Annotated in this window: 24 protein-coding genes and 2 tRNA genes; 10 read left to right on the top strand and 16 right to left on the bottom strand. The window is 72.7% G+C overall.

Features of this window, described 5'->3' with window-relative positions:
* The first annotated feature begins 91 nt into the window (after positions 1-91).
* From M8C17_RS25360 to M8C17_RS25350, 3 genes are all read left to right on the top strand, one after another.
* Positions 92-1090, top strand: a complete 999-nt coding sequence (locus M8C17_RS25360) for an SDR family oxidoreductase (RefSeq protein ID WP_252419059.1) — start codon at positions 92-94, stop codon at positions 1088-1090.
* 59 nt (positions 1091-1149) lie between these two features.
* The gene (locus M8C17_RS25355; RefSeq protein ID WP_252419058.1) at positions 1150-1896 is read left to right on the top strand and encodes an ATP-binding protein; all 747 of its coding nucleotides are present in this window, start codon (positions 1150-1152) and stop codon (positions 1894-1896) included.
* An 89-nt stretch (positions 1897-1985) separates the two neighbouring features.
* Positions 1986-2558: a DUF5709 domain-containing protein gene (locus M8C17_RS25350; protein ID WP_121653218.1), complete on the top strand. Its 573-nt coding sequence runs from the start codon at positions 1986-1988 to the stop codon at positions 2556-2558.
* 21 nt (positions 2559-2579) lie between these two features.
* Here the strand turns inward: M8C17_RS25350 and M8C17_RS25345 are convergent, their stop codons facing one another.
* Together M8C17_RS25345 and macS are read right to left on the bottom strand one after the other, a co-directional pair.
* Positions 2580-3242, bottom strand: coding sequence for a response regulator transcription factor (locus tag M8C17_RS25345; protein WP_252419093.1), 663 nt, complete (start codon positions 3240-3242; stop codon positions 2580-2582).
* Positions 3243-3256: 14 nt separating this feature from the next.
* Positions 3257-4399, bottom strand: a complete 1143-nt coding sequence (gene macS / locus M8C17_RS25340; RefSeq protein ID WP_252419057.1) for a MacS family sensor histidine kinase — start codon at positions 4397-4399, stop codon at positions 3257-3259.
* Positions 4400-4519: 120 nt separating this feature from the next.
* On the opposite strand from macS, the gene M8C17_RS25335 reads away from it, so the two are divergent.
* Complete coding sequence (locus tag M8C17_RS25335) at positions 4520-4972, top strand: ATP-binding protein (RefSeq protein WP_252419056.1); 453 nt, start codon at positions 4520-4522, stop codon at positions 4970-4972.
* Positions 4973-4993: 21 nt separating this feature from the next.
* On the opposite strand, the gene M8C17_RS25330 is transcribed toward M8C17_RS25335, so the two are convergent.
* Entirely contained in the window at positions 4994-5932 is a 939-nt protein-coding gene (locus M8C17_RS25330) for a ribose-phosphate pyrophosphokinase (protein ID WP_252419055.1), read from the bottom strand.
* Between the two features lie 102 nt (positions 5933-6034).
* On the opposite strand from M8C17_RS25330, the gene glpK reads away from it, so the two are divergent.
* Positions 6035-7519 (top strand): glycerol kinase GlpK, encoded by a 1485-nt coding sequence (gene glpK / locus M8C17_RS25325; RefSeq protein ID WP_252419054.1) that lies wholly within the window; start codon positions 6035-6037, stop codon positions 7517-7519.
* 41 nt (positions 7520-7560) lie between these two features.
* On the opposite strand, the gene M8C17_RS25320 is transcribed toward glpK, so the two are convergent.
* On the bottom strand, positions 7561-8394 hold the full coding sequence (locus tag M8C17_RS25320) for a phosphoribosylaminoimidazolesuccinocarboxamide synthase (protein ID WP_252419053.1): 834 nt from the start codon (positions 8392-8394) through the stop codon (positions 7561-7563).
* A gap of 146 nt (positions 8395-8540) precedes the next feature.
* On the opposite strand from M8C17_RS25320, the gene M8C17_RS25315 reads away from it, so the two are divergent.
* Complete coding sequence (locus M8C17_RS25315) at positions 8541-9872, top strand: ABC transporter substrate-binding protein (RefSeq protein ID WP_252419052.1); 1332 nt, start codon at positions 8541-8543, stop codon at positions 9870-9872.
* A gap of 57 nt (positions 9873-9929) precedes the next feature.
* On the opposite strand, the gene M8C17_RS25310 is transcribed toward M8C17_RS25315, so the two are convergent.
* The 7 genes from M8C17_RS25310 to M8C17_RS25280 all read right to left on the bottom strand — a co-directional run bounded on the left by M8C17_RS25310 (position 9930) and on the right by M8C17_RS25280 (position 16501).
* Positions 9930-10181 carry a hypothetical protein gene (locus M8C17_RS25310; protein WP_252419051.1) on the bottom strand — a complete coding sequence of 84 codons (252 nt, stop codon included), beginning with the start codon at positions 10179-10181 and terminating at the stop codon, positions 9930-9932.
* Positions 10182-10386: 205 nt separating this feature from the next.
* Positions 10387-10460 (bottom strand) — tRNA-Met (locus M8C17_RS25305).
* 155 nt (positions 10461-10615) lie between these two features.
* A tRNA-Met gene (locus M8C17_RS25300) sits at positions 10616-10692 on the bottom strand.
* A gap of 88 nt (positions 10693-10780) precedes the next feature.
* On the bottom strand, positions 10781-11710 hold the full coding sequence (locus tag M8C17_RS25295; protein WP_252419050.1) for a hypothetical protein: 930 nt from the start codon (positions 11708-11710) through the stop codon (positions 10781-10783).
* Positions 11700-12209, bottom strand: a complete 510-nt coding sequence (locus M8C17_RS25290; protein WP_252419049.1) for an RNA polymerase sigma factor — start codon at positions 12207-12209, stop codon at positions 11700-11702. The genes M8C17_RS25295 and M8C17_RS25290 overlap by 11 nt, the downstream gene beginning before the upstream one ends.
* A gap of 188 nt (positions 12210-12397) precedes the next feature.
* Positions 12398-15391, bottom strand: a complete 2994-nt coding sequence (locus M8C17_RS25285) for a UPF0182 family protein (protein ID WP_252419048.1) — start codon at positions 15389-15391, stop codon at positions 12398-12400.
* Positions 15392-15487: 96 nt separating this feature from the next.
* Complete coding sequence (locus tag M8C17_RS25280) at positions 15488-16501, bottom strand: PDZ domain-containing protein (protein ID WP_252419047.1); 1014 nt, start codon at positions 16499-16501, stop codon at positions 15488-15490.
* A gap of 184 nt (positions 16502-16685) precedes the next feature.
* On the opposite strand from M8C17_RS25280, the gene M8C17_RS25275 reads away from it, so the two are divergent.
* Positions 16686-17906: a zinc-dependent metalloprotease gene (locus tag M8C17_RS25275; RefSeq protein WP_252419092.1), complete on the top strand. Its 1221-nt coding sequence runs from the start codon at positions 16686-16688 to the stop codon at positions 17904-17906.
* A gap of 63 nt (positions 17907-17969) precedes the next feature.
* Here M8C17_RS25275 and M8C17_RS25270 read toward each other — a convergent pair whose 3' ends face one another.
* Together M8C17_RS25270 and M8C17_RS25265 are read right to left on the bottom strand one after the other, a co-directional pair.
* The gene (locus tag M8C17_RS25270) at positions 17970-18578 is read right to left on the bottom strand and encodes a hypothetical protein (RefSeq protein WP_252419046.1); all 609 of its coding nucleotides are present in this window, start codon (positions 18576-18578) and stop codon (positions 17970-17972) included.
* Positions 18579-18716: 138 nt separating this feature from the next.
* Positions 18717-19247 carry a M48 family metallopeptidase gene (locus M8C17_RS25265; protein WP_252419045.1) on the bottom strand — a complete coding sequence of 177 codons (531 nt, stop codon included), beginning with the start codon at positions 19245-19247 and terminating at the stop codon, positions 18717-18719.
* Positions 19248-19760: 513 nt separating this feature from the next.
* Between M8C17_RS25265 and M8C17_RS25260 the strand changes: the two genes are divergently transcribed.
* The 3 genes from M8C17_RS25260 to M8C17_RS25250 all read left to right on the top strand — a co-directional run bounded on the left by M8C17_RS25260 (position 19761) and on the right by M8C17_RS25250 (position 22600).
* Positions 19761-19931 carry a DUF5679 domain-containing protein gene (locus M8C17_RS25260; protein WP_167457767.1) on the top strand — a complete coding sequence of 57 codons (171 nt, stop codon included), beginning with the start codon at positions 19761-19763 and terminating at the stop codon, positions 19929-19931.
* Positions 19932-20144: 213 nt separating this feature from the next.
* Positions 20145-21257: a TOMM precursor leader peptide-binding protein gene (locus tag M8C17_RS25255; protein WP_252419044.1), complete on the top strand. Its 1113-nt coding sequence runs from the start codon at positions 20145-20147 to the stop codon at positions 21255-21257.
* Positions 21254-22600, top strand: a complete 1347-nt coding sequence (locus M8C17_RS25250) for an AarF/ABC1/UbiB kinase family protein (RefSeq protein WP_252419043.1) — start codon at positions 21254-21256, stop codon at positions 22598-22600. The genes M8C17_RS25255 and M8C17_RS25250 overlap by 4 nt, the downstream gene beginning before the upstream one ends.
* A 302-nt stretch (positions 22601-22902) precedes the next feature.
* Here the strand turns inward: M8C17_RS25250 and M8C17_RS25245 are convergent, their stop codons facing one another.
* The 3 genes from M8C17_RS25245 to M8C17_RS25235 all read right to left on the bottom strand — a co-directional run bounded on the left by M8C17_RS25245 (position 22903) and on the right by M8C17_RS25235 (position 25927).
* Positions 22903-23268 carry a WhiB family transcriptional regulator gene (locus tag M8C17_RS25245; protein WP_252419042.1) on the bottom strand — a complete coding sequence of 122 codons (366 nt, stop codon included), beginning with the start codon at positions 23266-23268 and terminating at the stop codon, positions 22903-22905.
* Positions 23269-23400: 132 nt separating this feature from the next.
* Positions 23401-23640 carry a hypothetical protein gene (locus M8C17_RS25240; protein ID WP_252419041.1) on the bottom strand — a complete coding sequence of 80 codons (240 nt, stop codon included), beginning with the start codon at positions 23638-23640 and terminating at the stop codon, positions 23401-23403.
* 121 nt (positions 23641-23761) lie between these two features.
* Positions 23762-25927 carry an ATP-dependent DNA helicase UvrD2 gene (locus tag M8C17_RS25235; RefSeq protein ID WP_252419040.1) on the bottom strand — a complete coding sequence of 722 codons (2166 nt, stop codon included), beginning with the start codon at positions 25925-25927 and terminating at the stop codon, positions 23762-23764.
* Positions 25928-25977 lie beyond the last annotated feature (50 nt).

Genomic DNA, 25977 nt, shown 5'->3' with positions numbered 1-25977 from the left:
AACCCCCGCGCGTCCCTCTGCCGGACGGTCCCACGACGATCGGAGAGCGTCCGGTGGTATGACCAGGGCGGGCCGGGGGTACCGCTCAGGAATGCCGCTGACCCGCAGCCTCGACGATTCGACCGTGGTGATCACCGGCGCCTCCAGCGGGATCGGCACGGCCACCGCGTACGCGCTGGCCCGCCGGGGCGCAGCCGTCGTGCTGGGCGCCCGCAGCGAACCTGCCCTGCGGCAGGTCGCGCAGCGCTGCCGGGAACTGGGCGGCCGCGCGCTGGCCGTACCGACCGACGTGACCGACCTGGAGTCGGTGCAACGGCTGGCCGACCGGGGGGCGGCCGAGTTCGGGCGGATCGACGCCTGGGTGAACAACGCCGCGGTGAGCGCCGTGGGCCTCTTCGACGAGATCCCGGTCGCCGAGTTCCGCCGGGTGCTGGAGGTGAACCTCCTCGGCGCGGTGCACGGCATCCGGGCCGCGTTGCCGCACCTGGGGGCGGCCGGCGGCGGCGTGCTGGTCAACAACGCCTCGGTGCTGGCCGAGGTGGCGATGCCGTACCAGTCGGCGTACAACGCCACCAAGCACGGCATCCGGGGCCTGGCCGACACTGTCCGGCAGGAGTTGCGGGTCACCGGCCGGGGACAGATCTCCATCTGCACCGTGCTGCCGGCCACCATCGACACCCCGTTCTTCCGGCACGCGGCCAACCACAGCGGACACGAGCTGGTGCCACCACCGCCGATCTATCCGCCGGAGGTGGTCGCCGAGACCATCGTCCGGCTGCTGCGCCGACCCCGCCGCGAGGCGTACGCCGGCGGCGCGGCCCGGCTGATCGGCCTGCAGTGGCGGTTGGCGCCCGCGCTGGCGGAGCGCGCCCTCGGCTGGTACGCCCACCGCACCCAGTTCGGCCCGGGCGCCCGGCTGGACAGCAGCGGCAACGTGTTCCACGCCGACGGGCAGGGCCGCCGGGACGGCGGTTGGCACGGTCGGCGGCGGCAACTGGTGCGGATGACCGCCGCGTTCGGCCTCGCCGCGGCCGGCACGGCGGTCGGCACGATGGCGGCGATGAGCCGCCGGTCCCGGCTGGACCGCTGATGACGGGCATCGAGCGACCGGATGCGACGTCCGTCGCCAGGGGGCACAATGGGCCGATCATGTCGACAGGCGTGCATTGTCTGGTGGAGATCGACGACTCCTTCCCGGTGGTCCGGGTGACCGGTGTGCTCGACGCCGCCGGCACCGAGACCGTCCGCGACGCGCTGCTCGCCCGGCTCTGCGACCGTCCCGGCCCGGTGGTGGCCGACGTGACCGGGCTGCGGGTCGCCGACGCGGACGGCCGGGGCGTCTTCGCCGAGGTCCGCCGGGAGGTGGCCGACTGGCCGGCCGCCGACCTGCTGCTCTGCGACCCGGCGGTCCCCGGGCCCAGCCGGGCCGACGCCGCGCTGGGCGGCGTGCCGGCCTGGCCGACCCTGGACGGGGCGCTGGCCGCGGCGGCGGCGCCGCTGGCGGCGGTGCTCACCGCCGAACTGGCCCCGACGGTCGGAGCCGCCCGGCAGGCCCGCGAGCTGGTCACCACCGGTTGCCAGCGCTGGGACATGCCGTCGCTGGCCGAGCCGGCGTCCATCGCGGTCACCGAGATGGTCAACAACGTGGTGGCGCACGCGCGGACACCGATGACCGTGCGGGTGGCTCCGCAGGGCGACACCCTGCGCCTGGCGGTCCGTGACCACTCCCCGCGCCGGCCGGCGTTCGCCGGGCTGGCACCGCCGACCCGTACCGGCGGTCGGGGCCTGCTGCTGATCGACACGGTGTCCCGCCGGTGGGGCAGCAGCCCGGTTCCCGACGGCAAGGTCGTCTGGTGCGTGCTGCACCCCGAGGACGAGGCGGGTGCCCTCGGCTGACGGGCCGTTGTGGCCGTGTTGTCCGACTCACCACCGCACAGCCGGCATTGCCCCGGTTATGGCGGGAGGGCAGCGGGTAGTGATCAGACATGCGTGACAACGAGTACCCGACCCCCGTGTCCGACACCGAGGCGGAGGGGCTGCCCGACACCGCCGACGACGACTCGACGGCCAACGACGACGTGCTCACCGGGCGCGAGGCGGACGGCCCGGAGCCGGCCCAGTTGCCCGGCGACCGGACGCCGGTGGCGGTGGATCGGTTCGGGACCACCGCCGAGGAGCAGCTCGACGGCGAGTCGTTGGACTACAAGCTCCAGCGGGAGAGCTTCGAACGCCCGGTGGACGACCCGCTGGCCGGCCCGGTCGACCCGAAGATCGCCTTCGAGGCGGACAATGAGGCGGCCGCGGCGGAGGCACAGCTGGACGCCGACGTGATGGACCCGGGGCCCACCTCGGACCCGAACTCGCCGGTCTCCCTCTACGACCACGGCCAGCTCGGCACGGTGGCCGACGCCACCGTGGGCCGGCTGGTCGAACCGGACGAGGGTGCCCACACCGACCAGGAGACCGACTCCGTGGCGTACGACGCGGGTTCGGCCGGTGGTGGGGCGACCGCCGAGGAGCTGGCCATCCACGAGACGGAGCCGCCGCGTTCGGTCTGACCCGCCGCCACGCCGACCGCGTCAGTCGTCGAGACCGCGCTCGATGGCGTACCGGGTCAGCTCGACCCGGTTGTGCAGTTGCAGTTTGCCCAGGGTGTTCTGCACGTGGTTCTGCACCGTGCGGTGCGACAGCCCGAGCCGCTGGGCGATCTGCTTGTACGACATCCCCTTGGCCACCAGGCGCAGCACCTCGGTCTCCCGCTCGGTGAGCCGGGGCGCCCCGGGCTCCGCGCCGTCGGCCGGGCCGGCCCCCGAACCCGGCCCGGTCCCGGCGGCAGCCAGCCTGCGGTACTCGCCGAGGACCAACCCGGCCAGTCCGGGCGTGAAGACCGGGTCGCCGGCAGCGGTCCGGCGGACCGCGTCGAGGAACTCGGCCGGCGCCGTCGACTTCACCAGGTAGCCGGTGGCCCCCGCCTTGACCGCGTCCAGGACGCTCTGCTGCTCTCCGCTGGCGCTGAGCATCAGCACCCGCACGTCGGGCAGCGCCGCGCGCAACCCGCGGACCACCTCGACGCCGGAGATGTCGGGTAGTTGCAGGTCGAGGACGACCACGTCGGGCCGGGCGGCCGCGGCGACCCGGATCGCCTGCCGCCCCTCACCGCTGGTGGCCACCACCAGGAAACCGGCCTCGGTCAGGTCGCGGGCCACCCCCTCCCGCCACATCGGATGGTCGTCGACCACCATCACCCGCACCGGCGTCACCGGTCGGCCCTCGGCACGGTCAACTCGATCTCGGTGCCGGCCTCGGGGGTCGACACGATCCGTACCGTCCCGCCGAGGTCGGACACCCGGCCCCGGATCGACTGGGTCACGCCGAGCCGTCCCTGGACGGCCGCCTCGTCCAGCCGCCCGTCCGGGATGCCCGGCCCCTCGTCACGGATCGACACGGTCACCGTCTCCCCCTCGTCCTCGATCAGCACCCAGGCCCGCCCGCCGGCGTGCAGTCCCACGTTGTCCAGGGCCGCGCCGGTCGCGGCGGCCAGTTCCCCGGCCACCCGCCGTGGCAGTGGCACCGGGGTGGCCGGCGCGGAGAGCGACACCGCCGGTGAGGCGTACCGGCCGAGCAGGGTGCGCAGGTCCACCGCCGCCGCGGCGTCCGCCACCTCCGCGCCGGTGTCGCCGGCCGGGGCCGTGCCGGCGATCAACGCACGCAACGCGGCCTCCTGCTCGCCGGCCAGCCGGGCCAGCTCGCCGGCCTCGCCGGGCAGGTGCGCACCGCGCCGCTGCACCAGCGCCAGCACCTGGAGCACCGAGTCGTGGATGCCCCGGGCCAGCCGCTCCCGCTCCCGGGTGGCCGCCTCCAACTCCACCGCGCGTTGCAGCCGCTCCTCGGCGGTCGCCGCGAGCCGGGCCATGTGGCCGACCACCACTCCGGCGAGCAGCATCAGGATCACACCGGTGAACGAGGACTGGCCGATCCGTTCCCGGGTCGCCAGGTCCGCGCCGGCGACCAGCAGCGCGGCCACCGTGCCCCGCCGCCGGCCACCGGACACGGCCCAGGCCAGCACCGGGCCGGCCATCCAGGCCACCCCCAGGGTGGGTACGCCGGCGGCGAGCGCCGCGCGGCCGACCACCCACGGGGTGGCCAGCACGATGGCCATCACGACGGCGAGGTCGGCCAGCAGCAGCGGCCAGCGCCGCCAGGCCGGCCGGGCGTACCCGACGGCGGTCGCCCCGGTCCAGGCCATCATCACCAGGACCAGGGCGCCGACGGCGTACGGGTGGGCGTACCGGTCGGCGTCGCGGACCGCGAGCACGCAGACGTACGCGAGGGACGCCAGCCGGAACACGGTGAGGGCGCGCCAGAGCGGCACCTCGTAACCACCCGGCGGTGACGGCATGGCGGTCAGGATGCCACAGCCGGGCCATCCGGCCGGGAGGCGCGGAGTGCGACCTGAGGAACCCTGACGTACGGTGGAAAAGCCGCGAAATACTCCGAGATCCGCCGTCGGGACGGGGCCATGACGAACGCAGATCCGCACGCACCGCGTACGGTTGTGCCCATCGAACCTGCCCTCCTGATCGCCGAGGCCTTCGACCAGGCCCAGGTGACCGAGATTCGACACTCGGTCACCTCCTGCGCGCACGCCTCCGGGCTCGCCGGGCAGCGGCTGGACGACTTCGTGCTGGCGATCAACGAGCTGATCACCAACGCGGTGCGGCACGGCGGCGGGCGGGGATGGCTGCGGCTCTGGGTGGAGCCGGGGATGCTGGTCTGCGAGGTCGCCGACCACGGGCACGGGATCAGCGCGCAGCGGCTCGGCGACCGGCGCCGGCCGGCGCCGGACACCGCCGGCGGCTGGGGCCTCTGGCTGGCCCGGGAGCTGACCGACGCCATGGAGGTCGCCACCGGCGCCGCCGGCACCACCGTCCGCATCACCACAGCCCTCGCCTCCAACCACACCCCGCACTGACCCGCACCCGCGGGCGGCGGGTCAGGCGAAGAGGGCGGAGACGGACTCGCCGTTGTGGATCCGGCGCATGGCTTCGGCCAGGGCGGGGGCCACCGAGAGGACCTGGAGCTTGGGAACCCGCTTGGCCGCCGGGATGGGGACCGTGTTGGTGCAGACGATCTCCAGTACGCCCTCCTGGTCACTGAGCCGCCGCAGCGCGTCGCCGGAGAACAGGCCGTGCGTGCAGGCCAGCCGGATCGAGCGGACGTTCAGGCCGCGCAGGTGCTCCATCAGCTCGACGACCGTGCTGCCCTTGGCGATCTCGTCGTCCAGCACGATGACGTCCCGGTCGGTCACGTCACCGATCACGGCGCTGATCTTGACCAGGTCGTCGCTGAACCGCTGCTTCGCCCCGGCCGCGACCGGGGTGCCGAGCAGCCGCGCGAAGGCGGCCGCCTCCTTGGCGTTGCCCAGGTCGGGCGAGACCACCACGGTGTTGCTGAGGTCGTAGCGCCGGAAGTGGGTGGCCAGCTCACGCAGCGCGTGCAGGTGGTCGACGGGAACGCTGAAGAAGCCGTGCACCTGCGGCGAGTGCAGGGTCAGCGCGAGCACCCGGTCCGCCCCCGCCGAGACGAGCAGGTCGGCGACCAGACGGGCGCCGATCGAGATCCGCGGCGCGTCCTTCTTGTCCGAGCGGGCGTACGCGTAGTGCGGCAGCACCACCGTGATCCGGCCGGCGGATGCGCCCCGGGCCGCGTCGATCATGAGCAGCAGCTCGACCAGGTTCTCCTGCACCGGAGGCACCAGCGGCTGGATCAGGAAGACGTCCCGCTCCCGGCAGTTGGCCTGCAACTGCACTTCCAGGCAGTCGTTGGCGAACCGGGAGACGCGCACCGGATGCAGCGGCACCCCCAGGTGGGCACAGATCTCGGCGGCGAGCTCGGGATGGGCTGTTCCACTGAAAACGGCGATGTCGCGCACGTTCGCACATCGTAGGCGACGCGGCCGGGGCTGGACGGCGGCGGGCCGCCACCGGCCGTGACGCCGGTCGCACCGCGCCGCCGGGCCGGGTACGGTGCTGCCGTGACCCCCCAGTACGTCGCCGCCATCGACCAGGGCACCACCTCCTCGCGGTGCATCGTCTTCGACCGGGCCGGGGAAATCGTCGCCGCGGCCCAGCGGGAGCACCGGCAGATCTTTCCCCGGCCCGGTTGGGTGGAGCATGACGCCGAGGAGATCTGGGACAACGTCCAGCGGGTCGTCCGGGAGGCGCTGTCGGCCGCCGGCACCGACGCGGCCGGGCTCGCGGCGGTCGGCATCACCAACCAGCGCGAGACCACCGTGGTCTGGGACCGGGCCACCGGCCGCCCGGTGGCCAACGCCGTGGTCTGGCAGGACACCCGGACCGGGCCGCTGCTGCGCGAGCTGGCGGCGGCGTACGGCGAGGAGCGGTTCCGTGCCCGCACCGGCCTGCCCCTGGCCACCTACTTCGCGGGGCCGAAGCTGCGCTGGCTGCTCGACGAGGTGGACGGCCTGCGCGAGCGCGCCGAACGCGGCGAGGTGCTCTTCGGCACCATGGACAGCTGGCTGATCTGGAAACTGACCGGCGCGCACGTCACCGACGTGACCAACGCCAGCCGGACCATGCTGATGGACCTCGCCACCCTCGACTGGGACCCGGAGCTGCTGGACGCGATGGGTGTGCCGGCGGCGATGCTGCCCGAGATCCGCAGCTCCGCCGAGGTCTACGGCACCGCCACCGGTGTGCTTGCCGGGGTGCCGGTGGCCAGCGCGCTCGGCGACCAGCAGGCCGCCCTCTTCGGCCAGACCTGCTTCCAGCCGGGCGAGGCGAAGTGCACCTACGGCACCGGCAGTTTCCTGCTGCTCAACACCGGCGCCAGCCCGGTCCCGTCGACGCACGGGCTGCTCACCACGGTCGCCTACCGGATCGACGGCCAACCGGCGGCGTACGCGCTGGAGGGGGCGATCGCGGTCACCGGGTCGCTGGTGCAGTGGCTACGGGACAACCTCGGTCTGATCTCCACGGCCGCTGAGGTGGAGGACCTGGCCCGCACGGTGGACGACAACGGCGGCTGCTACGTGGTGCCCGCGTTCTCCGGGCTGTTCGCCCCGCACTGGCGCAGCGACGCGCGCGGCGTGATCGCCGGCCTGACCGGCTACATCACGAAGGGGCACCTGGCGCGGGCCGTGCTGGAGGCGTCGGCGTGGCAGACCCGCGAGGTGGTCGACGCGATGGACGCCGACTCCGACGTGGCGCTGCGCCGGCTCCGGGTGGACGGCGGGATGACCGCCAACGGCCTGCTCATGCAGTTCCTCGCCGACGTGCTCGACGTGCCGGTGATCCGCTCCCGGATCACCGAGACGACCTGCCTGGGTGCCGCGTACGCGGCCGGTCTGGCGGTCGGCTTCTGGCCGGACCTCGCCACGTTGCGCGAGCAGTGGCGCTCCGACGCGCAGTGGGAGTCGACCATGGCGCCGGAGCACCGCGACCGGGAGCTGCGCAACTGGCGCAAGGCCGTGCAGCGCACCCTCGACTGGGTGGAGTGACGAGCGATCGCCAACCGCCCAGATCGGTGCCACCGCCCGGCTCAGCTCCAGCGGTTGCCGGTGAGCTTCTCGTAGACGTCGACGTAGCGGGCGCGGGTCGCCTCGACGACCTCGGCGGGCATGTCCGGCGCCGGGCCCTGCTTGTCCCAGCCGCTGCCGGTGGCCCAGTCCCGCACGTACTGCTTGTCGTAGGAGAACTGCACCCGACCCGGCTGGTACGACTCGGCGGGCCAGAACCGCGACGAGTCGGAGGTGAGAAGCTCGTCGGCGAGGACCAGGGTGCCGTCCGGCGCCCAGCCCAGCTCGATCTTCGTGTCGGCGACCAGGATGCCCCGGTCGGCGGCCAGCTCCGCGCCGCGCCGGTAGATGTCGATGGTGATCTGTCGCAGCCGCTCGGCGGTGGCCTGCCCGACCTTGTCCACCACGTCGTCGAACGTGATCGGCTCGTCGTGCTCGCCCACGGGCGCCTTGCTGGACGGCGTGAAGATCGGCTCGGGCAGGATCGACGCCTCGCCGAGCCCTCGGGGCAGTGGCACGCCGGAGACCGCCCCGGTGCGCTCGTACTCCCGCAGGCCGCCGCCGGTGAGGTAGCCCCGGGCGACGCACTCGACGGGCACCATGTCCAGCCGCTGGCAACGGATCGCCCGCCCGGCGAACTCCGCCGGCACGTCGGTGGCCGAGATGACGTGGTTCGGCACCAGGTCGGCGAGCTGCTCGAACCACCACAGCGAGAGCGCGGTGAGCAGGCGGCCCTTGTCCGGGATCGGCGTCGGCAGCGCCACGTCGTAGATCGAGATCCGGTCCGAGGCGACCAGGATCAGGTCGTCGCCGTCGGCGTAGACGTCCCGAACCTTGCCCGAGTGCAGAAGTTCCACGCGCCCTAGTACACCACGCGGGATCGGGTGCCCCGATTCGACCACCCGCACCGGGTCGCGCGCAGGGGTGACCGGACGGACGTTGACACCCTCCTGCGCCGCCTGCGTGAATGGTCCGACCCCGCCCGCAGGTGCCAGGAGACCCCGTGCCCGTTGTTCGACCCCCGCTCGACCGCCTCGGCGCCGACCCGGGGCGGCGCCGACTCCTCACCGCACTGCTCGGCGCCCCCCTGCTGGCCTCGGGTGGGCTGACCGGATGCAGCGACGACGCCGCGACGTCGACCGAGGAGGGGCCGGTCGAGCTGTCGGTCTTCTGGTGGGGTGGAACGAGGCGGGCCGAGCTCACCGAGAAGGTGCTGCGGCTCTACTCCGAGCGCAACCCCCGGGTCACCTTCCGGGTCACCTGGCAGGGCGCCGACGGCTACTACGACCGGCTGGCCACCCAGGCGGCCGGCGGCAACGTGCCCGACCTGATCCAGCTCGACGACGCCGTGCTGACCGAGTACGCCGAGCGCCAGATCATCCTCGACCTGAGCGAGCGGGTCGCCGACCACCGGTTGGACCTGCGGGGCCTGCCGGAGGGTCTGATCCGCTACGGCGCCGTGGACGGGCGGACGATGGCCGTGGCCGGTGGGCAGACCCACGCCGCCGTGGTCTTCAACCGCGACCTGCTCCAGGAGCTCCGGGTGCCGGAGCCACGCACCGGGATGTCCTGGGCCGACTACATCTCCTGGGCGGAGCAGGTCACCGACGCCAGCGACGGCCGGGTGGCCGGCACCATGGACCCGTCCGGCGACTACCGGGCGCTCTGGCTCTGGCTGCGCTCACAGGGCGGCGAGTTCTACCGGGGGCGCCAGCTCGGCTTCGGCGCGGACGAGCTGATCGCCTGGTTCGAGTTGTGGCAGGGGGCCCGCAGGGGCCGGGCCACACCGAGCGCGGCCCTGGTCGAGCAGGCCGACAGCGGTGAGCCGGCCCGGCAACTGGTGGTCTCCGGGTTGACCGCCGCGTCGTTCGCCTGGTCCCACCAGCTGCCCGAGCTGCAGCGGCTCACCGAGGCCGAGCTGGGTGTGATCGGCTTCCCGGGTCCACCGGGCGCGCAGTGGGCGCGGGCACCGATGTACTGGGCGGGGTTCCGCGGCACCCGCCACCCGGACACCGTCGTCGACGTGATCAACTTCCTGACCACGAACGGCGAGGCCGGCACCGTTCTCGGTCACGACCGCGGCCTCAACGCCAGTCTCGCCGTCCGCCGCTACACCGAGGGCAGCATCACCGACCCGGCCCAGCGGCGCGCCGCCGCGTTCGGCGCCAGCATCGCCGACCGGCTCGGGCCGGCGCCGGCGCCACCGCCGAAGGGACACGGCAAGGTGCGTACCCTGCTGGTCGCCGCCGCGGAGAGCATCCGCGCGGGGCGGGCCGGCACCCGCGCGGCCACCTCGCGTTTCATCGGCCAGGCGAACGCCGCCCTCGCGGCGTGACCACCGGCGGCCGACCATCGGCCCGCCGCTGGCGGCCGACCGGGTGCGAGCGACCACTCAGCGCGGCGGGCCGCCCCGACGGTTACGCATCAACCGCAGCACCAGGAGCACGATGACGACCACCACCACCAGGCAGCAGAGCAGGCCGAAGACACCGAAGCCGCCGCCGCGGGACCGCCGCCGGGCGGCCTCCACCACCAGCTCGCCGGTACCCGTGGACGCCCAGGCCGCGACGGGCACGAAGACCGCCAGCACGACCGCACCGAGGACCGCGCTGAGCCGGCCCCACCACTTGCTGAATGAAGACATGTCCCCATCCTCGCCGAACTGCGCAACCTCGGCACGGTGGTCCACACCGAATCGCGGGACAGAGATCAGGCGGAACGGCCCGGGCACGCGTCGCCACGCCTGTCACTCGCGCTGACATCGCAGGAAGGCAGCGGTTGGTCGCGCCGGATACGAAAAACCCGGCCCCATGATCTGGGGCCGGGTTTTTCACCTGCACTGTCATTTGTAGCGGGGACAGGATTTGAACCTGCGACCTCTGGGTTATGAGCCCAGCGAGCTACCGAGCTGCTCCACCCCGCGTCGACTGGTTAACCCTAACCCATCCGTTCCGGCGATGATCAGCGGGGTCGCCATCCGGCCGGCGGCCCTCGTGGACCGGATCGGCGGCGGGTCGAGCTGGGCCGGGAGATGCGAAACGGCCCCCGAGGATGTGATCCTCGGGGGCCGTTTCGTCGTGGTAGCGGGGACAGGATTTGAACCTGCGACCTCTGGGTTATGAGCCCAGCGAGCTACCGAGCTGCTCCACCCCGCGTCGGTTCACTAACCGTAGCGCACCGACCGGGGGCACCGCAAAGCGACCCGCATTCCGTCGCCGCCGACCCCGCTGACCTGCACCGCCGTCACTCGAGCCAGGCCACGATCGCGGCCACCGCCCGTCGACTGTCCGCATCCACCTGGGCGCGCTCGGCTGCGGTGTACTCCCAGCCCTGTTCCCAGAGCACCGTCACGACGTCGCCGATCCGGACCGCCCGGATCAGCCGGACCTCGTCCGCACCCGGCTCGCCCATGCCATCCGGGTACGGGGCCCGCATCTCGAACAGCACCGACTCGTCCCCGTACCTCCCCGGGTCCAGCACCCGCTGCCGCCAGGTCCTGGTGTCGTCGGCCAGCTTCTGCTCGGGGCAGTCGCGGACGGCCTGCCGCAGCTCCCGCAGCGCGTCGTCGGCCCGTCCGGCCCGGTAGATGGTGATGGTGTGCCGGTAGCTGCCGGCCGGCACGTACCCCGCCGGGGTCTCCGGCCGCTTGTAGGCCAGGTACCGCCCGCGGCGCTGCACCACGGCGGAGTCGCTGGGATGGCGCGCCCCGCAGAGCATCGGCAGTGCCGGCCCCTCCACCTGCGACTCCAGGCCCGTCCGGTTGGCCGACGGTAGGACGAAGAAGGCGCGGTCCGGAATCGAGGTGGGCTGCCGGGGCGGCGCCGCACCGGTGGTCGGGGCCTCTGGCGTCGCGCTCGACGTGCTGCGCGCCGGCGTGGGGGACGGCGGCGGCGACGCCGACGGCGACGGCGACGGGCGGGGAGCCGCACTGGTCGGCAGCGGACCGGGGGTGTCGGCGGGCGGTGGCAGTGGCGCGGAGCCGTCCGCCGGGATTGCCAGCCACCCGCCGACGGCCACCGCGCCGAGCAGCAGCGCCACCGCGACGGCGGTGCCGGCGATCCGGGTACGGGCCCGGTGGTCGGCGCGCCGCCGGACCAGCTCGGGGTTGGTCAACTCCTGGCCGTCGGCGACGGTGGCGAGCGACCGGTACAGGTCGGACAGTTCAGCTGACATCGTTCGCCTCCAGCTCCACGGTGGAGAGGTCGGGCAGCAGCGCGGCGAGTCGGGACCGGCCCCGGGACAGCCAGGACTTCACGGTGCCGACGGGGACCTCGGTCTCCCGGGCGATCTCCTCCACGGACATGTCGAAGAGGTAGTGCAGGGCGAGCGCCTGCCGCTGGGCGGCCGGCAGTTGGCGGAGCGCCCGGACCAGCAGCACCCCGTCCTCACTGGGTGGCGGGGCGACCGGCGGAGGGCCGGTACGACTCAGCGCTGCCCTCCAGCGGTGCAGGTGCCGCCAGCGGTCGGTCGCCAGTCGGGCCACCACCAGCCGCAGCCACGCCTCGGGTGCCGGATGCGCCCCCAGCCGACCCCACTGCCGCCAGGCCCGGGCGAAGGCCTCCTGCACGAGGTCCTGCGCCTCGGTGTGGTCGCCGGTGACCGCGTAGCCGTACCGCAGCATCCGCCGGGCGGTGCTGCGGTAGAAGTCGTCGAAGCTCTGCGCGTCCCTCACGACTGTTCCCCCTCGTCCACACCCCGTTGCAGAGAGGACGGCCCACCGGCGTCGCAGGTTGCGGACCGGATCGGACAAACCGTGTCGGAGGGGCGACAAAAGGAACCGGTGGACGCGACGGAGCCCCCGACGTCAGGACCGGTGTGGTCCGACGGCGAGGGCTCCGAAAGCTGCTCCCGGGGAGGCGCTCAGCCTCCCGCGCCGGTGGTCGGGCTGACACCCGGCGACGGGCCACCGCTGGGTGTACCGCCCGGGGTCCCCGCCTGCTGCGCCTGCTGGAAGGCGGTGAGCGCCTCGTCCAGCGCCTTCAGCGCGCGACCGTACCGCTCGAAGTCACCGGAGGTCTGCGCGGCGCGGACCTCGGTGATCGCGCTCTGCACCCGATCCGCGGCGGTGGCCAGCTCGCCGGTCGGCGGCGGGGTGCCGGCGCTCGGCGTCGGCGTCGGTGTGGGCGTCGGCGCCGTCGGGTTGCCACCGGCCGTCGGCGGCGGCGGTGCCCCCTGCCCGGCCCGTTTGCCCTGCTCGACCAGTTGCTTGATGCCGTCGTTGATGTTGTCGGCCAGCGCCACGAACGAGCCGCCGTCACCGTACGAGAGCAGCACCTTCTGCAGCAGCGGGTACGCGTCCTGCTGGTTGCTCTTCACGTAGACCGGCTCGACGTAGAGCATGCCGTCGGCGAACGGCAGCGAGAGCAGGTTGCCGTACTGCACCTGCGCCTGGTTGCTGGACAGCAGGTTGAGTTGCTGGCGGATGTTGGCGTTGTTGGTCATCTGCTGGTGCACCTGCACCGGGCCGGAGATCCGGGTCTGATCCGGCAGCTCCAGCACCTCCAGCCGGGGCTTGCCCTCGACGTACGACCCGGAGATCAGCGCGGCGAGGTTCTGACGACCGTTCGGGGTGACCGCGGAGGTGAGCTGGAACCGCGGGCTCTCCTGCCCCGGGAACTGGGTGAACAGGTAGTACGGGGGCTGCTTCTGGCCGCTGTCCGGCGCGTCCGGCACGTTGGGCACCTGCCAGAAGTCCTGGGCGGAGTAGAAGTCACCCGGGTTGGTCACGTGGAACTTGGTGAGCAGGTTGCGCTGCACCTTGAACATGTCCGCCGGGTAGCGCAGGTGCTCGGTCAGCTCGACCGGGATGTCCGCCTTCGGCAGCACCAGGTCACCGCCGAACGCCTTGTTCCACGCCTTGAGCACCGGGTCGGTGTCGTCGTACTCGTAGAGCTTCACGGTGCCGTCGTACGCGTCGACGGTGGCCTTCACCGAGTTGCGCATGTAGTTGACGTTCTCCCGGGCCAGCTGGAAGGTGCCCCGGTTGGTCAGCTCGTCGGTGGTCTCCGTCTGGAGGTTGACGCGCTCCGCGTACGGATAGGTGGCCGCCGTGGTGTAGCCGTCGACGATCCACTGCACCCGCCCGTCGACCACGGCCGGGTAGGGGTCGCCGTCCAGGGTGAGGAACGGCGCGACCTTCTCCACCCGGTCCCGCGGGTTGCGCACGTAGAGCAGCTTCGAGTCCTTGTTGACCGCCTCGGAGAGCAGGAAGTTCGACTCCTGCTCCTTGATGGCGTACAGCAGCCGCCGGGTGAAGGAGCCGATCTCGACGCCGCCCTCACCGGTGTAGGTGTAGGACTCGCCGCCACCCTCACCGACCGGCCGGTCGAACTCGGCCTTCCGGTTCGGGTCGGACTGGCCGACGATCGCGTAGTCGTCGGGCGCCATCCGCTCGCCGTAGTAGATGCGCGGCTGCTTGGCGGGGATCTGCTCGGTCTGCGAGGAACACGCCTCCTGGGCCTTCTCACCGAGGAAACCGGAGACGAAGAACGGCTGCCCGCCGCACACCACCTGGTTCGCCGGGGCCGCCACCAGGCCGTAGCCGTGGGTGTAGACGGTGTGCCGGTTGATCCAGGTGTTCTGCTGGTCGGTCAGCTCGCCGTAGTTGATCTCACGGACGCCGACCACGTAGTCGGAGGTCTTGCCGTTCACCCCGTACCGGTCGATGTCCAGCTTCGGGCCGAAGTCGTAGAAGCCGCGCACCTGCTGGAGCTGCGTGTACGTCTCGCTGACGAGCTGCGGGTCGAGCAGCCGCACGTTCGACACCACGGAGGTGTCGGTCGCGAGGTTGGCCGGTGGGGTGAGGTTGCTGGCCGCGTACGGCGTGGTCTCCGTCGTCGCCAGCCCGAACGCCGCCCGGGTCGCGTCGATGCTGCGCTGGATGTACGGCGCCTCCTTGTCCTTGGCGCTCGGCTTGACCTCGAAGGTCTGCACCGCCCAGGGATAGATGCCGCCGATGGCCACCGCGGAGACGCCGAGCAGGGCGAGCGAGATGCCCGGCCAGACCAGGTTCCGCATCCAGGCGTTGGAGAACACGATGATCGCGATCGCCACCACGATGGAGATGTAGGCCAGGATCTCCTTCGCCGGCAGCAGGGCGTTGACGTCGGCGTAGCCGGCGCCGTACAGCTTGGCGCCCTCGTTGTACTCCAGCAGCATCGCCCGCCGGTCCAGCACGTACGCGATGGCCTTGAGCAGCACGAAGACGGCGACCAGGCTGCTCAGGTGGGCACGGGCCGCGTTGCTCATCCGGTCCCCGACGCCCTGGAGGCGGACGCCGCCGAAGAGGTAGTGCACCGCCAGCGCGCCGATCACGGCCAGCACCACGGCGGTGAAGGCGACACCGAGCAGGTACCGCCAGAACGGCAGCTGGAAGACGTAGAAGCCGATGTCCACCCCGAACTCCGGGTCCTTGATCCCGAAGTCGCCGCCGTTGCGGAAGAGCAGCCACTGGTTCCACCGGCTCTGCGCGGAGAGACCGGCGAAGAGCCCGACCACGGCCGCGGTCAACGCGATCCAGGTGCCGAGGCGCGGGCTGAGCGCCATCCGGTAGCGCTCCAGGGTCGCCTGCTCGACCGAGTGCGGACGCAGCCGCGGGCGCAGCCGGTGGGCCAGCCACAGGTTGCCGCCGACGATCACGGCCATGCCGAGGCCGATGGCGAGGAAGAGCAGCAGCCGGGTGACCAGCACACCGGTGAAGACCTCGGTGTAGCGGACCTCGTCGAACCAGAGCCAGTCCGTCCACGCCTGGACACCCCAGCCGAGCAGGGTGAAGAGCACGAACACCCCGACCAGGACAGCGATGGTGACGCGCCCGCGCCGGCTCATCCTCGGAAGGGGGCTGCTGCTACGCATGACCACTGTTGGCTCCGCACGCTCGATGTGATCGGCTCCGACCAGGCACCCAGAGTACGGGGTGTTCCTGAACGTGTCGGGGCACGGTCACGCGAGTCAGCAGCGGGTCGGCTGGCCTCCCGAACGCAGCGTGTCCAGCGCGGTGAGCGCCTCGTCCAGGGAGCCCACCCGCAGCAGCGGCAGATCGGGCTGCGGATTGCGGACCGCCTCGGCGCAGTTGTCGGCCGGCACCAGGAAAACCTTGGCCCCGGCGTGCTTCGCGCCGACCAGTTTCTGGGCGATGCCGCCGATCGGGCCGACGGTGCCCGCGTCGTCGATGGTGCCGGTACCAGCAATGATCTTGCCGCCGGTGAGGTCGGCCGGCGTCAGCTTGTCGATGATGCCCAGGGCGAACATCAGGCCGGCGCTCGGTCCGCCGATGTCCTCCAGATCGATTCCGAGCGTGAAGGGGTGCGGCTGCTGCTGGTCGATCTCGACGCCGATCCGCGGCCGGCCGTCCTGCTCGCGACTGGTCACCGTCGCGGTGGCCGGAACACCGTCGCGCGTGTAGCCGATGGTCAGGGCCGTGCCGGCCGGCTTCGCCCGGATCAGCTCGGTGAGCTTCGATGCCAGCGGCACCGGCTGACCGTCGACCGAGGTGACCACGTCGCCGACCTTCAGCGCCCCGGCGGAGGGGCCGTCCGCGGCCACCGACTTGATCACCACCTGCACCGGGAAGCCCAACTCGCGCAGCGCGGCGGTCTCGGCGCTGGTCTGCGACGCCTTGAAGTCCTCCGCGTTGCGCTGCTCGACCTGCTCCGTCGACTCCCCCGGCGGATAGACCAGCTCGCGCGGCACCACCGCCTCGTCGTCGGAGAACCAGCCGGCGATCGCCCCCCGCAGCCGCACCGTGGGCTGCACCCCGACCGTGGTCAGCCGCAGCTGGCCGGCGGAGGTGGACGTCTCCCGCCCGGAGATCTGGATGACCTCCTTGCCGTCGGCCGCACCGAGGGTGTTGACCGTCGGGCCCGGGCCGAGCACCACGTACGGGATCGGCGCCCGGAGCACCCCGATGCTCAGCAGGGCGGTGAACAGGGCACCGAGCAGGACCGTCAGGCCACGACGTCTCATGCGGCAGAGCGTACCGACCGCTTCGGGTCCGCCTGCCGGATGCGCCGCGCGACTTCGCCCTCAGCGCAACGCCAGCGGCGGCGACCTGGGGCGTCGCGCGCGTACCGTAGACGTCGTGCCTGATATTCCGTTCGGTTTCGCGCTCCCGGGTGGGCAACCACCAGACCCCAACGATCCCGCGCAGATGCAGCAGTTCATGTCGCAGTTGCAGCACCTGCTCTCCGCGCCGGGCAGCGGGCCGGTCAACTGGGACCTGGCTCGCCAGGTGGCGGCCAGCCAGCTCGCGGCCGCCGGCGACCCGGCGGTGTCGCCCTACGAGCGCAACGCGGTCGAGGAGGCGCTGCGCCTGGCCGACCTGTGGCTCGAGCCCGCCTCGGCGTGGCCGTCGGGCATCCAGTCCCCCGTGGCCTGGAACCGCAATGAGTGGATCTTCAAGACGCTGGACGTGTGGCGCAAGCTCTGCGACCCGGTGGCCAGCCGGATGGTCGGCGCGATGGGCGACCTGGTGCCACCGGAGGCGCGAGCCCAGCTCGGCCCGATGCAGTCGATGGTGGCCACGCTCGGTGGTGCGCTCTTCGGCGGCCAGCTCGGTCAGGCTCTCGGCTCCCTCGCCGCGGAGGTGCTCTCCGCCGGCGACATCGGGCTGCCGCTCGGCCCGGCCGGCACGGCCGCGCTGATCCCGGCCAACATCCGGGCGTACGGCGAGGGGTTGGAGCTTCCCGAGGACGAGGTACGCCTCTACGTGGCGCTGCGCGAGGCCGCCCACCAGCGGCTGTTCCAGCACGTCCCGTGGCTGCGCGGGCACGTGCTCAGCGCCGTGGAGATGTACGCCTCGGGCATCCGGGTCAACCGGGAGGCGATCGAGGAGGCGATGGGCCGGGTCGATCCGACCGACCCGGAGTCGATGCAGGCGATCGCCCTGGAGGGCATCTTCACTCCGGAGGACAGCCCGGCCCAGAAGGCCTCGCTGGCCCGCCTGGAGACCGCGCTGGCCCTGGTCGAGGGCTGGGTGTGCCACGTGGTGGACAGCGCCGCCAGCGACCGGCTGCCCAACGTCGTCCGGCTGGGCGAGGCGTTCCGCCGTCGCCGGGCCGCCGGCGGTCCCGCCGAGCAGACCTTCGCCGCGTTGGTCGGTCTGGAACTACGCCCCCGCCGGCTGCGCGAGGCGGCGGCGCTCTGGGCCGCGCTCACCCAGCACCGTGGCATCGAGGGCCGCGACGCTGTCTGGGGCCACCCGGACCTGCTGCCGTCCGACGACGACTTCGCCGACCCGGTTGCCTTCGCGATGAACGACATGGACCTGAGCGAGCTGGACAGCTTCGACTTCACCGCGCCCGGTGGGGCGGAGGAGAAGGCCCCGGGTCAGCCGGACGACACCGACACCGACGGCGACGCCAAGCCCTGACGACGGAGCGGGTGCCCGCGCCGATCCGCGGCGGGCACCCGGCCGGTCAGGCTGATGAGCGGGTCAGGCCGGCCGGCTCGAGCCGGAGAGCAGGGCGCGGGTGGCCTCCCAGCCCTCGAAGGCCGGGTCCAGGGTGGCGAGGTCGGCCGGGCCGCGCAGCCGCCGCCAGCCGGCGGTGACCGCCACGTCCTGCGGTCGGGGGGCACCGGCCCGCGCGTCGGCCGGGGTCGCGGTGTCCAGGTCCAGCGGGGCGAGCCAGCCGGGCACGGGTAGCCGCACGGCCACCCCGAGCAGGCCCGGTCCGCCACCCTCCACCGGGGCGACCGCGACGGGCCGGGTGGTGAGCGGGCGCAGCAGCTTGCCGACGGTCAGCGCGGGCAGGTCGGGCACGTCGCCGGCGAGCACGGCCGCCTGGTCGTAGCCCTCCAGCGCGGCGAACACCGCTGCCGTCGTCGGCTCGGGCACCTCGTAGACGACCGTGCCGGGCCAGACCAGCGAGTCCGCCAGGGCGCGGTCGGCCGGGGTCACCGCGACGGCGACCTCGACCTCGTTGAGGGTGGCGAGGAGGTCGACGACGTCCTCGGCGAGCGCCGCCCGCCAGGCCGCCCGGTCGACGCCGGGCGGCGACCAGTGCACCGGCCCGAGCAACGCCACCACCACTCGTCGTGCCACGGTCCGACCCTAGCGCCCCGACCCCGCCCTGTGCCGGACCGGTGATCGACTCCGTGTCAGTGATGTCGCGGCGACCCGAGTCTCGGACACCGCGGTATCAGGGAACCCCGAGTCGATCATCAGAGGCGCGACCCCAGGTCAGGACGGCAGGGGGGCACAGGAGGCGGCGGCGACGCCTTCGAGGTAGCCGCGGGCTCGCTCCGCCTTCGGGTAGCGGCCGACCAGCGCCCAGAACCGGGCGTTGTGGCTGGGCACGATGAGGTGGGCGAGCTCGTGCAGCAGCACGTAGTCGATGACCCAGTCGGGCATGTCCTGCACGCGGTGGGAGATCCGGATGCTGCGGTCGGCGGGGGTGCACGAGCCCCAACGGCCGTTCTGGTTGGTGACCCACCGTACGCTGGCCGGCACCGCCTTCGCGCCGTACCCGGCGAGGTAGAGATCGATCAGCCGGGTGGCGCGAGCCAGCAACTCGTCGTCGGAGCGGGCCAGCCGGCCCTCCCGGGCGGCGAGCCGGGCCAGCATCCGGTCGACCCACTCGCTCTCCTCGGCCCGGGAGAACTGGTCCGGGATGAGGACGACGACCCGCTCACCGTCACGGTACGCAGACACCGTGCGTCGCCGACGCTGGCTGCGCCGCACCTCGACGACCGGCTTACGCGTCCCCGCCATCACTGGCCCGCGCAGCCTCGGCTACGTGTCACGAAGGAAAGCTAATGCGTACTGACCAGGGGTCCGCAAGAGTCAACCGCACGACACGCGCCCAGAAAATGGTGATTGGTCGCCAGGCGTCCCGAAAATTTCTTGACCGGGCCGTCCGCACGCCATCTCGTCACCCTTGGTGAACAGCGATGGCGGCACCTCGCGACTCCCCTCCACCGTAGGTGATCACTGTCCCCGGCGCCTCCGCGGGGGCACCCGCACGGGTGGCTGAGAGGGTTTGGCCGGCGTGTCCCCGCCAAACTGACTTATCAGACCTAATTCGCCATGCACACTCTCGACGTCGACTAGCTCACAGTGTCGATGCACAGCTGACATGGAACCGCCCAGACCTGGGTAGGGTCCGCGGACCAGCGGTCACAGTGGTGACCGCGCAGTGAGACCCAGCGTCGGCGCCCCCTGTGGCCCGCCGCCGGGCACCCCGCCGGGACGGCATCGACCGGCGGACGAGACGAGGAGGGCACCGTGGCCGACCAGGCCCAGACGACCTACAACGGTTACTGCGTGAAGTGCAAGGAGAAGCGGGACTTCGAGGGGCACGTCGAGGTCTCGAAGACCGGAATGAACATGGCCAAGGGCAAGTGTCCGGTGTGCGGCACAACAGTGAACCGCATCCTCGGCAAGGCCAAGGTCTGACCCGTACGGGTGGACGGGGGCGGGGTGGCCGGCGGCCACCCCGCCCCCGTTGCCGTTCCGCGATCGGTCGACCGACGGCCTGTCGGGTGACCGACACGACTACCGGCGGGTTGTGGATAACCCGGCGAATCCTGTGGACAGCGCTGGACAGCCGCCCGGCCACCTGTGGACAACGATCGACCGAGCGCAGGGAGACGGTCACGATTCGTCATCATGAGTCGTTCCGCCCTTCCCCGTCCCACGCTGCTGCCCGGCCTCAGCCGGCTCTGGCGCGACCGGCACACCCTTCAGCTCGGCGTCGGCCCGGGGCCGGCCGTGCTGCTGGAGCTGGCCAACCCGCGCGCCGCCCACCTGCTCGACCTACTGGACGGCACCCGCAGCGAGCGAGCCGTGCTGGCGTACGCGGTCACCACCCAGGTCTCCACCGACGAGGCGCGTAGCCTGCTCGACGCCCTGCGCGCGGCGGGCCTGCTGGTGCCCGCGCACCACCTGCTCCCCCGCGACCTGACCGGCCAGACCCGCGCCCGCCTCGCCGCCGAGTCCGCCGCGCTGGCCCTGGCCGCGGCCCGACTGCCCGGCACACCTGCGCAGGTCCTGCGCCGGCGGCTGGCCGCCCGCGTGCTGCTCACCGGCACCGGTGCGCTCGGCGGCCCGCTGGCGGTGGCGCTGGCCCAGTCCGGCGTCGGGCAGGTGATCCCCCACCTCACCGGCCCGGTCCGCCCCATCGACCTGATCGGCACCGGCATCCCCACCGCCGAGCTGGGCCGGCCGCTGGCCCCGGCGGTACGAGCCGCCGTCGACCGCGCCGCCCCGGGCACCGGCACCCACCCCGGCCGGCCCACCCGCGTCGACCTGGTGATCCAGCTCGGCACGGACCGCCCACCCGCGCTGCTCGCCGCCGGTCTCGCCCAGCGCCGCCAGCCGCACCTGCTGGTCACCCTGCGCGAGGGCGTACCGGTCATCGGCCCACTGGTCCGCCCGCCCGTCGGCCCCTGCCTGCACTGCGTCGAGCTGCACCGCGCCGACCGCGACCCGGCCTGGCCACGGCTCGCCGCCCAACTCGCCGCCGCCGAGCCGGTGGCCGCCGGCGCGACCGGCACGCTCCTCGCCGCCACCGGGTACGCGCTGGCCGAAGCGCTCACGCAGCTCGACGGCGGCAGCCCGGAGACGCTGGGCGGCGCCATGGAGATCGTCGGCGCGGGCCGTTTCCGCCGCCGGGGCTGGCCGCCACATCCGGCGTGCGGGTGTTCCGGGAGCCGGGTGTGGGCACCAGCCCAGCCGCAGAGCAGCAGCGGGGCCCTCCGGTCGGTAACAATGACCGGGTGACCGACATCCCGCGCCGGGCCGTGTCCCGGACCGCCAAGCTCGCCGCTCTGCCGCTCGGCTTCGCCGGCCGGACCGTCCTCGGCATGGGTAAGCGTGTCACCGGGCTCGCCTCCGACGTGATCTCCGCAGAGATCCAGCAGCGCACCGCCGAGCAACTTTTCAGCGTGTTGGGCCAGCTCAAGGGCGGTGCGATGAAGTTCGGGCAGGCGCTGTCCGTCTTCGAGGCGGCCCTGCCGGAGGAGATCGCCGCCCCCTACCGCCAGGCCCTGACCAAGCTCCAGGAGGCCGCGCCGCCGCTGCCGGCCGCCAGCGTGCACAAGGTGCTGGCCGAGCAGCTCGGCCCGGACTGGCGGGACCGGTTCGTCGAGTTCAACGACACCCCGGCCGCCGCCGCGAGCATCGGTCAGGTGCACCGGGCGCGCTGGCGCGAACCGGGGTACGGGCCGTCCGGCGAGCCCAACAGCCGCGACGTGGCCGTCAAGATCCAGTACCCGGGCGCCGGTGACGCGCTGCTCTCCGACCTCAAGCAGCTCTCCCGACTGGGCGGGATGTTCCGGGCCATCCAGCCGGGCCTGGACGTCAAGCCGCTCCTGACCGAGCTGCGCGAGCGGATCACCGAGGAGCTGGACTACGAGTTGGAGGCCGAGTCGCAGCGCACCTTCTCCGCCGCGTACGCCGACGACCCGGAGATCTACATCCCGGCGGTGGTCTCCGCGTCGCCCCGGGTGCTGGTCACCGAGTGGGTGACGGGCACGCCGCTGGCCGACATCATCCGGGAGGGCACCGAGGAGCAGCGGGACGAGGCGGGCCGGCTGATGGCCACCCTGCACCTGTCGGCGCCGCAGCGGGCCGGGCTGCTGCACGCCGACCCGCACCCGGGCAACTTCCGGCTGCTGCCCGACGGCCGGCTCGGGGTGATCGACTTCGGTGCCGTGGCCCGGATGCCGGAGGGCACACCGGAGCCGATCGGTCGCATCGCGGCGCTGGCCCTGCGCAACGACGCCGACGGGGTCGTTGCGGGGCTGCGGTCGGAGGGCTTCATCGGCGCGACCACGGAGATCGACGCCGAGGAGGTGCTCGACTTCCTCCGTCCGATCCTGGAGCCCATCGCCGCCGACGGGTTCCGGTTCACCCGGGCGTGGCTGCGGGCCGAGGCGGCCCGACTGGCCAGCCCCCGCTCCCCCGCCTACCAGCTGAGTCGGCAGCTCAACCTGCCGCCGTCCTACCTGCTCATCCACCGGGTGACCCTCGGGTCGATCGGGGTGCTCTGCCAGTTGGAGGCGAAGGCCCCGTACCGGAGCATCCTGGAGCGCTGGCTGCCCGGCTTCGCACCCGTGGCCTGAGCACCGCCTCTCACGCCGCGAAGGGCGGGTGCCGGTGGCACCCGCCCTTCTTCGTGGGTTGGTACTAGAGAACGCCCAGGTCGCGCGCCGACTGGTTACGGCTGTTCATGGCGACGGTACGGGCGGAACGGGTTGCCTCAGTGCTCGTGGTGGTACGACCGGCCTGAGGCCGGCGCATTCGAGCCCTCGACAACGCTTCGTGGAGTAGTTGCATCTCGAAGGCTCCAGTCGGTACGTGCAGCATCGTCTTCTCACTCGCTGCCGGTGTGACACCGGCGTAGTTGGTACGGATCGGGAACATGTCAGGCCGCCAACCGGACCGCGCCACGCACCTCGGACAGCCCACTGGCCGCCAGGCGTGCCTCGGCCTCGACCCGCAGCTCGGCGTCACGGGCGACGTCCTCCTTGCGCGGACGGCCACGGGGCCGCTTGCGCGGGACGACCGCGCCACGCTCGAAGATCTCGCCGCCCCAGACGCCCCACGGCTCCGCTCGCTCCACCGCTCCGGCCAGGCACTCGACGCGCAGCGGGCAGTCCCCGCAGAGCGACTTGGCCAGCTCGAGCTGTGCAGGCGAGTCCGAGAACCACAGGTCGGGGTCGAACTTCCGGCAGGGCAGGTTCGCCTCCATCTCGACGCTCACGTCGATGGGGGCCAACGCCAGACTCATCGCCCGGTCACCTCTCTCTCACACTTCGATCTCGTGGATCGCATTCCGACGTACTTCGGCGGGGCAAAAAACTGAGGCCGCGGATCCCGGTAAGCGGGTTCCGCGGCCTCGAGGTGAGCCGGTGTCTGATGGTCAGACCGGTCTACCTCGAGGTGGAACGCCGCGGACATCCATGCGCTTCTTGGCGCCCTGAATGCCCTTGCCCGTGATGCCACTGGTCCCGTTGACTCCGACGGTCAGGGTCAGCTCGGCCTGAACCTGGTGCACCTGCGGAACCGACGGTCGTGGGGCCGTGAGGGCCACCCGGACAGCCGACAGCGGAGCGTGGGCAGCGGGCATCGCCGCCAGACGCTCATAGGTGAAGATCTTCACGGGTGCCACCTCCCTCACGTTCCTCGAATCGACTGGACCAACCTCGTGAGCAGCCGGAATGGCGCCGCTCGCGTGGTGTGTCCTGAGGCTATTCCTCGCGCCGGGGCGAGGGCAAACGAATTTACGACGAGATTTCGAAAGTTTTCTCCGGGCAGACGTCGTCCACCCCCGCGCCGCCCACCAGCGCCAGAACCGACTCGCCGTAGAGGCCCAACTTGCGGGGGCCGATGCCGGCGATGGCGATCAGCTCCTCCGGCCGGCCCGGCCGCCGCTCGGCCAGCGCTGTCAGCGTGGCGTCCGTGAAGACCACGTACGCGGGCACCTTCTGCGCACCGGCCACCCGCTGACGCCACTCCCGCAGGCGTTCGTGCAGCTCATCGTCTATATCGGACGGGCAGGTGGGACAGCGGCCCAGCTTCCGGTCCGGGCCGGCGAGCAGCGTGGCCCCGCAGATCCGGCAGGAGACGATCTGGGTCCGGCGCCGTTCGGGCCGCCGGGCCGGGCCGGTACCGGAGCCAGCCCGTTCGGTCCCACCGGAGCGGTCCAGCTGGGGCAGGAACCGCGACGGCCGCCGGGCACGTCCGCCCGGCGAGCGCGCGGCGGCGTACGACAGCCAGAGCCACTGCCGGGCCCGGGTGATCCCGACGTAGAGCAGCCGGCGCTCCTCCTCGACCTGCTCGACGGTCTTGGCGTACGTGGTGGGCAGGGTGCCCTCGGCGAGCCCGACCAGGAAGACCGCGTCCCACTCCAGCCCCTTGGCCGAGTGCAGGGACGCCAGTGTCACCCCGTCCACCGTCGGCACGTGCTGCTGGGCGGCCCGGCGGGCCAGCTCCTCGGTGAAGTCGGACAGGGTGACCGCGCGCTCCACCGACGCCGCCTCGCCGATCGGCAGCACCTCGGGGGTGGCCGCGTACTCCTCGGCGAGCTGGACCAGCGCGGCCAACGCCTCCCACCGCTCGCGGGCGGCACCGCCGGCCGGGGGCGCGTCCGGGGCCCAGCCGACCGCGGTGAGCGCCTCGACGACGGCGGCCGGCAGGGGGGTCTCACCCGGGATCGACCGGGTGGCGGCGCGCAACGCGACCATCGCCTGGCGCACCTCGGTCCGCTCGAAGAACCGCTCCGCGCCCTGCACCACGTACGGCACCTCGGCCTCGGTGAGCGCCTTCTCGTACGCCTCGGACTGCGCGTTGGTCCGGAACAGGACGGCGATCTCCTTCGCCGGCGTGCCCGAGTCGATCAACGTCCGGCAGCGGGCGGCCACCGCGTTCGCCTCGGCCGGCTCGTCGGTGAAGATCCGCAGGTCCGGCTCGGGACCGGGCGGGCGCTGCCCGCTCAACTCCAGTCGCAGCCGCGCCTCGGTGCCCCGAGCCTGGGAGATCACCGCGTTGGCCAGCCCGACCACCTGCGGGGTGGAGCGGTAGTCGCGGACCAGCCGGACCACGGTGGCGCCGCGGTGCCGGCGCGGGAAGTCGACCAGATATGCCGAGGTCGCCCCGGTGAACGAGTAGATCGTCTGGCTGGCGTCACCGACCACGGTCAGGTCGTTCCGGCCGGCCAGCCAGGCGTCCAGCAACCGCTGCTGGAGTGGGTTGACGTCCTGGTACTCGTCGACCACGAAATGCCGGTACTGGCCACGGACCTGCTCGCCGACGTCCGAATGCTCCTCGATGCCCCACACCGCGGCGCGCAGCATGTCCTCGAAGTCGATCACGCCGTTGGAGCGCTTGAGCTGCTCGTACGCGGCGAACACGTCGGCCACCTTCGCCGGCTCGTGCGGGGTGTCGCGCAGCGCCCGTGCCGCCGCCACCACGTATTCGCCCGGCTCGACCAGCGACGACTTGGCCCACTCGATCTCGCCGGCGAGGTCGCGCGCGGCGGCCCGGTCGGTACGCAGGCCCACCCGGGCGGCGGCGAGGGTGACCAGGCGCACCTTGCTGTCCAGCAGCTCGGGCATGGCCCGGCCGGCCAGCAGCCGGGGAGCGAAGTAGCGCACCTGACGCAGTGCGGCGGCGTGGAACGTCCGCGCCTGCACACCGTGCACCCCGAGCAGGGAGATCCGGTGTCGCATCTCGGCGGCCGCCCGGGCGGTGAAGGTGACCGCGAGCACGTGCCGGGGGGAGATCTCACCGGAGAGCACCCGATGGGCGATCCGGGAGGTGATCGCGCGGGTCTTGCCGGTGCCGGCGCCGGCCAGGATGCAGACCGGGCCGGCGGGTGCGGTCACGGCGGAGCGTTGCTCCGGGTCCAGCCCGGCGAGCACGCGTTCCGACGCTGAGTGAACCACCACAACCAGGAATCATCTCAGCTACCCCGGACGTTGCAGCGAACAGCCTCGGC

Origin of the sequence: Micromonospora sp. RHAY321 (assembly GCF_023896955.1) — a bacterium.
Lineage (GTDB): Bacteria > Actinomycetota > Actinomycetes > Mycobacteriales > Micromonosporaceae > Micromonospora.
The sequence above is the reverse complement of the archived record's forward strand: the minus strand, read 5'-3'. Positions and strand labels throughout refer to the sequence as shown.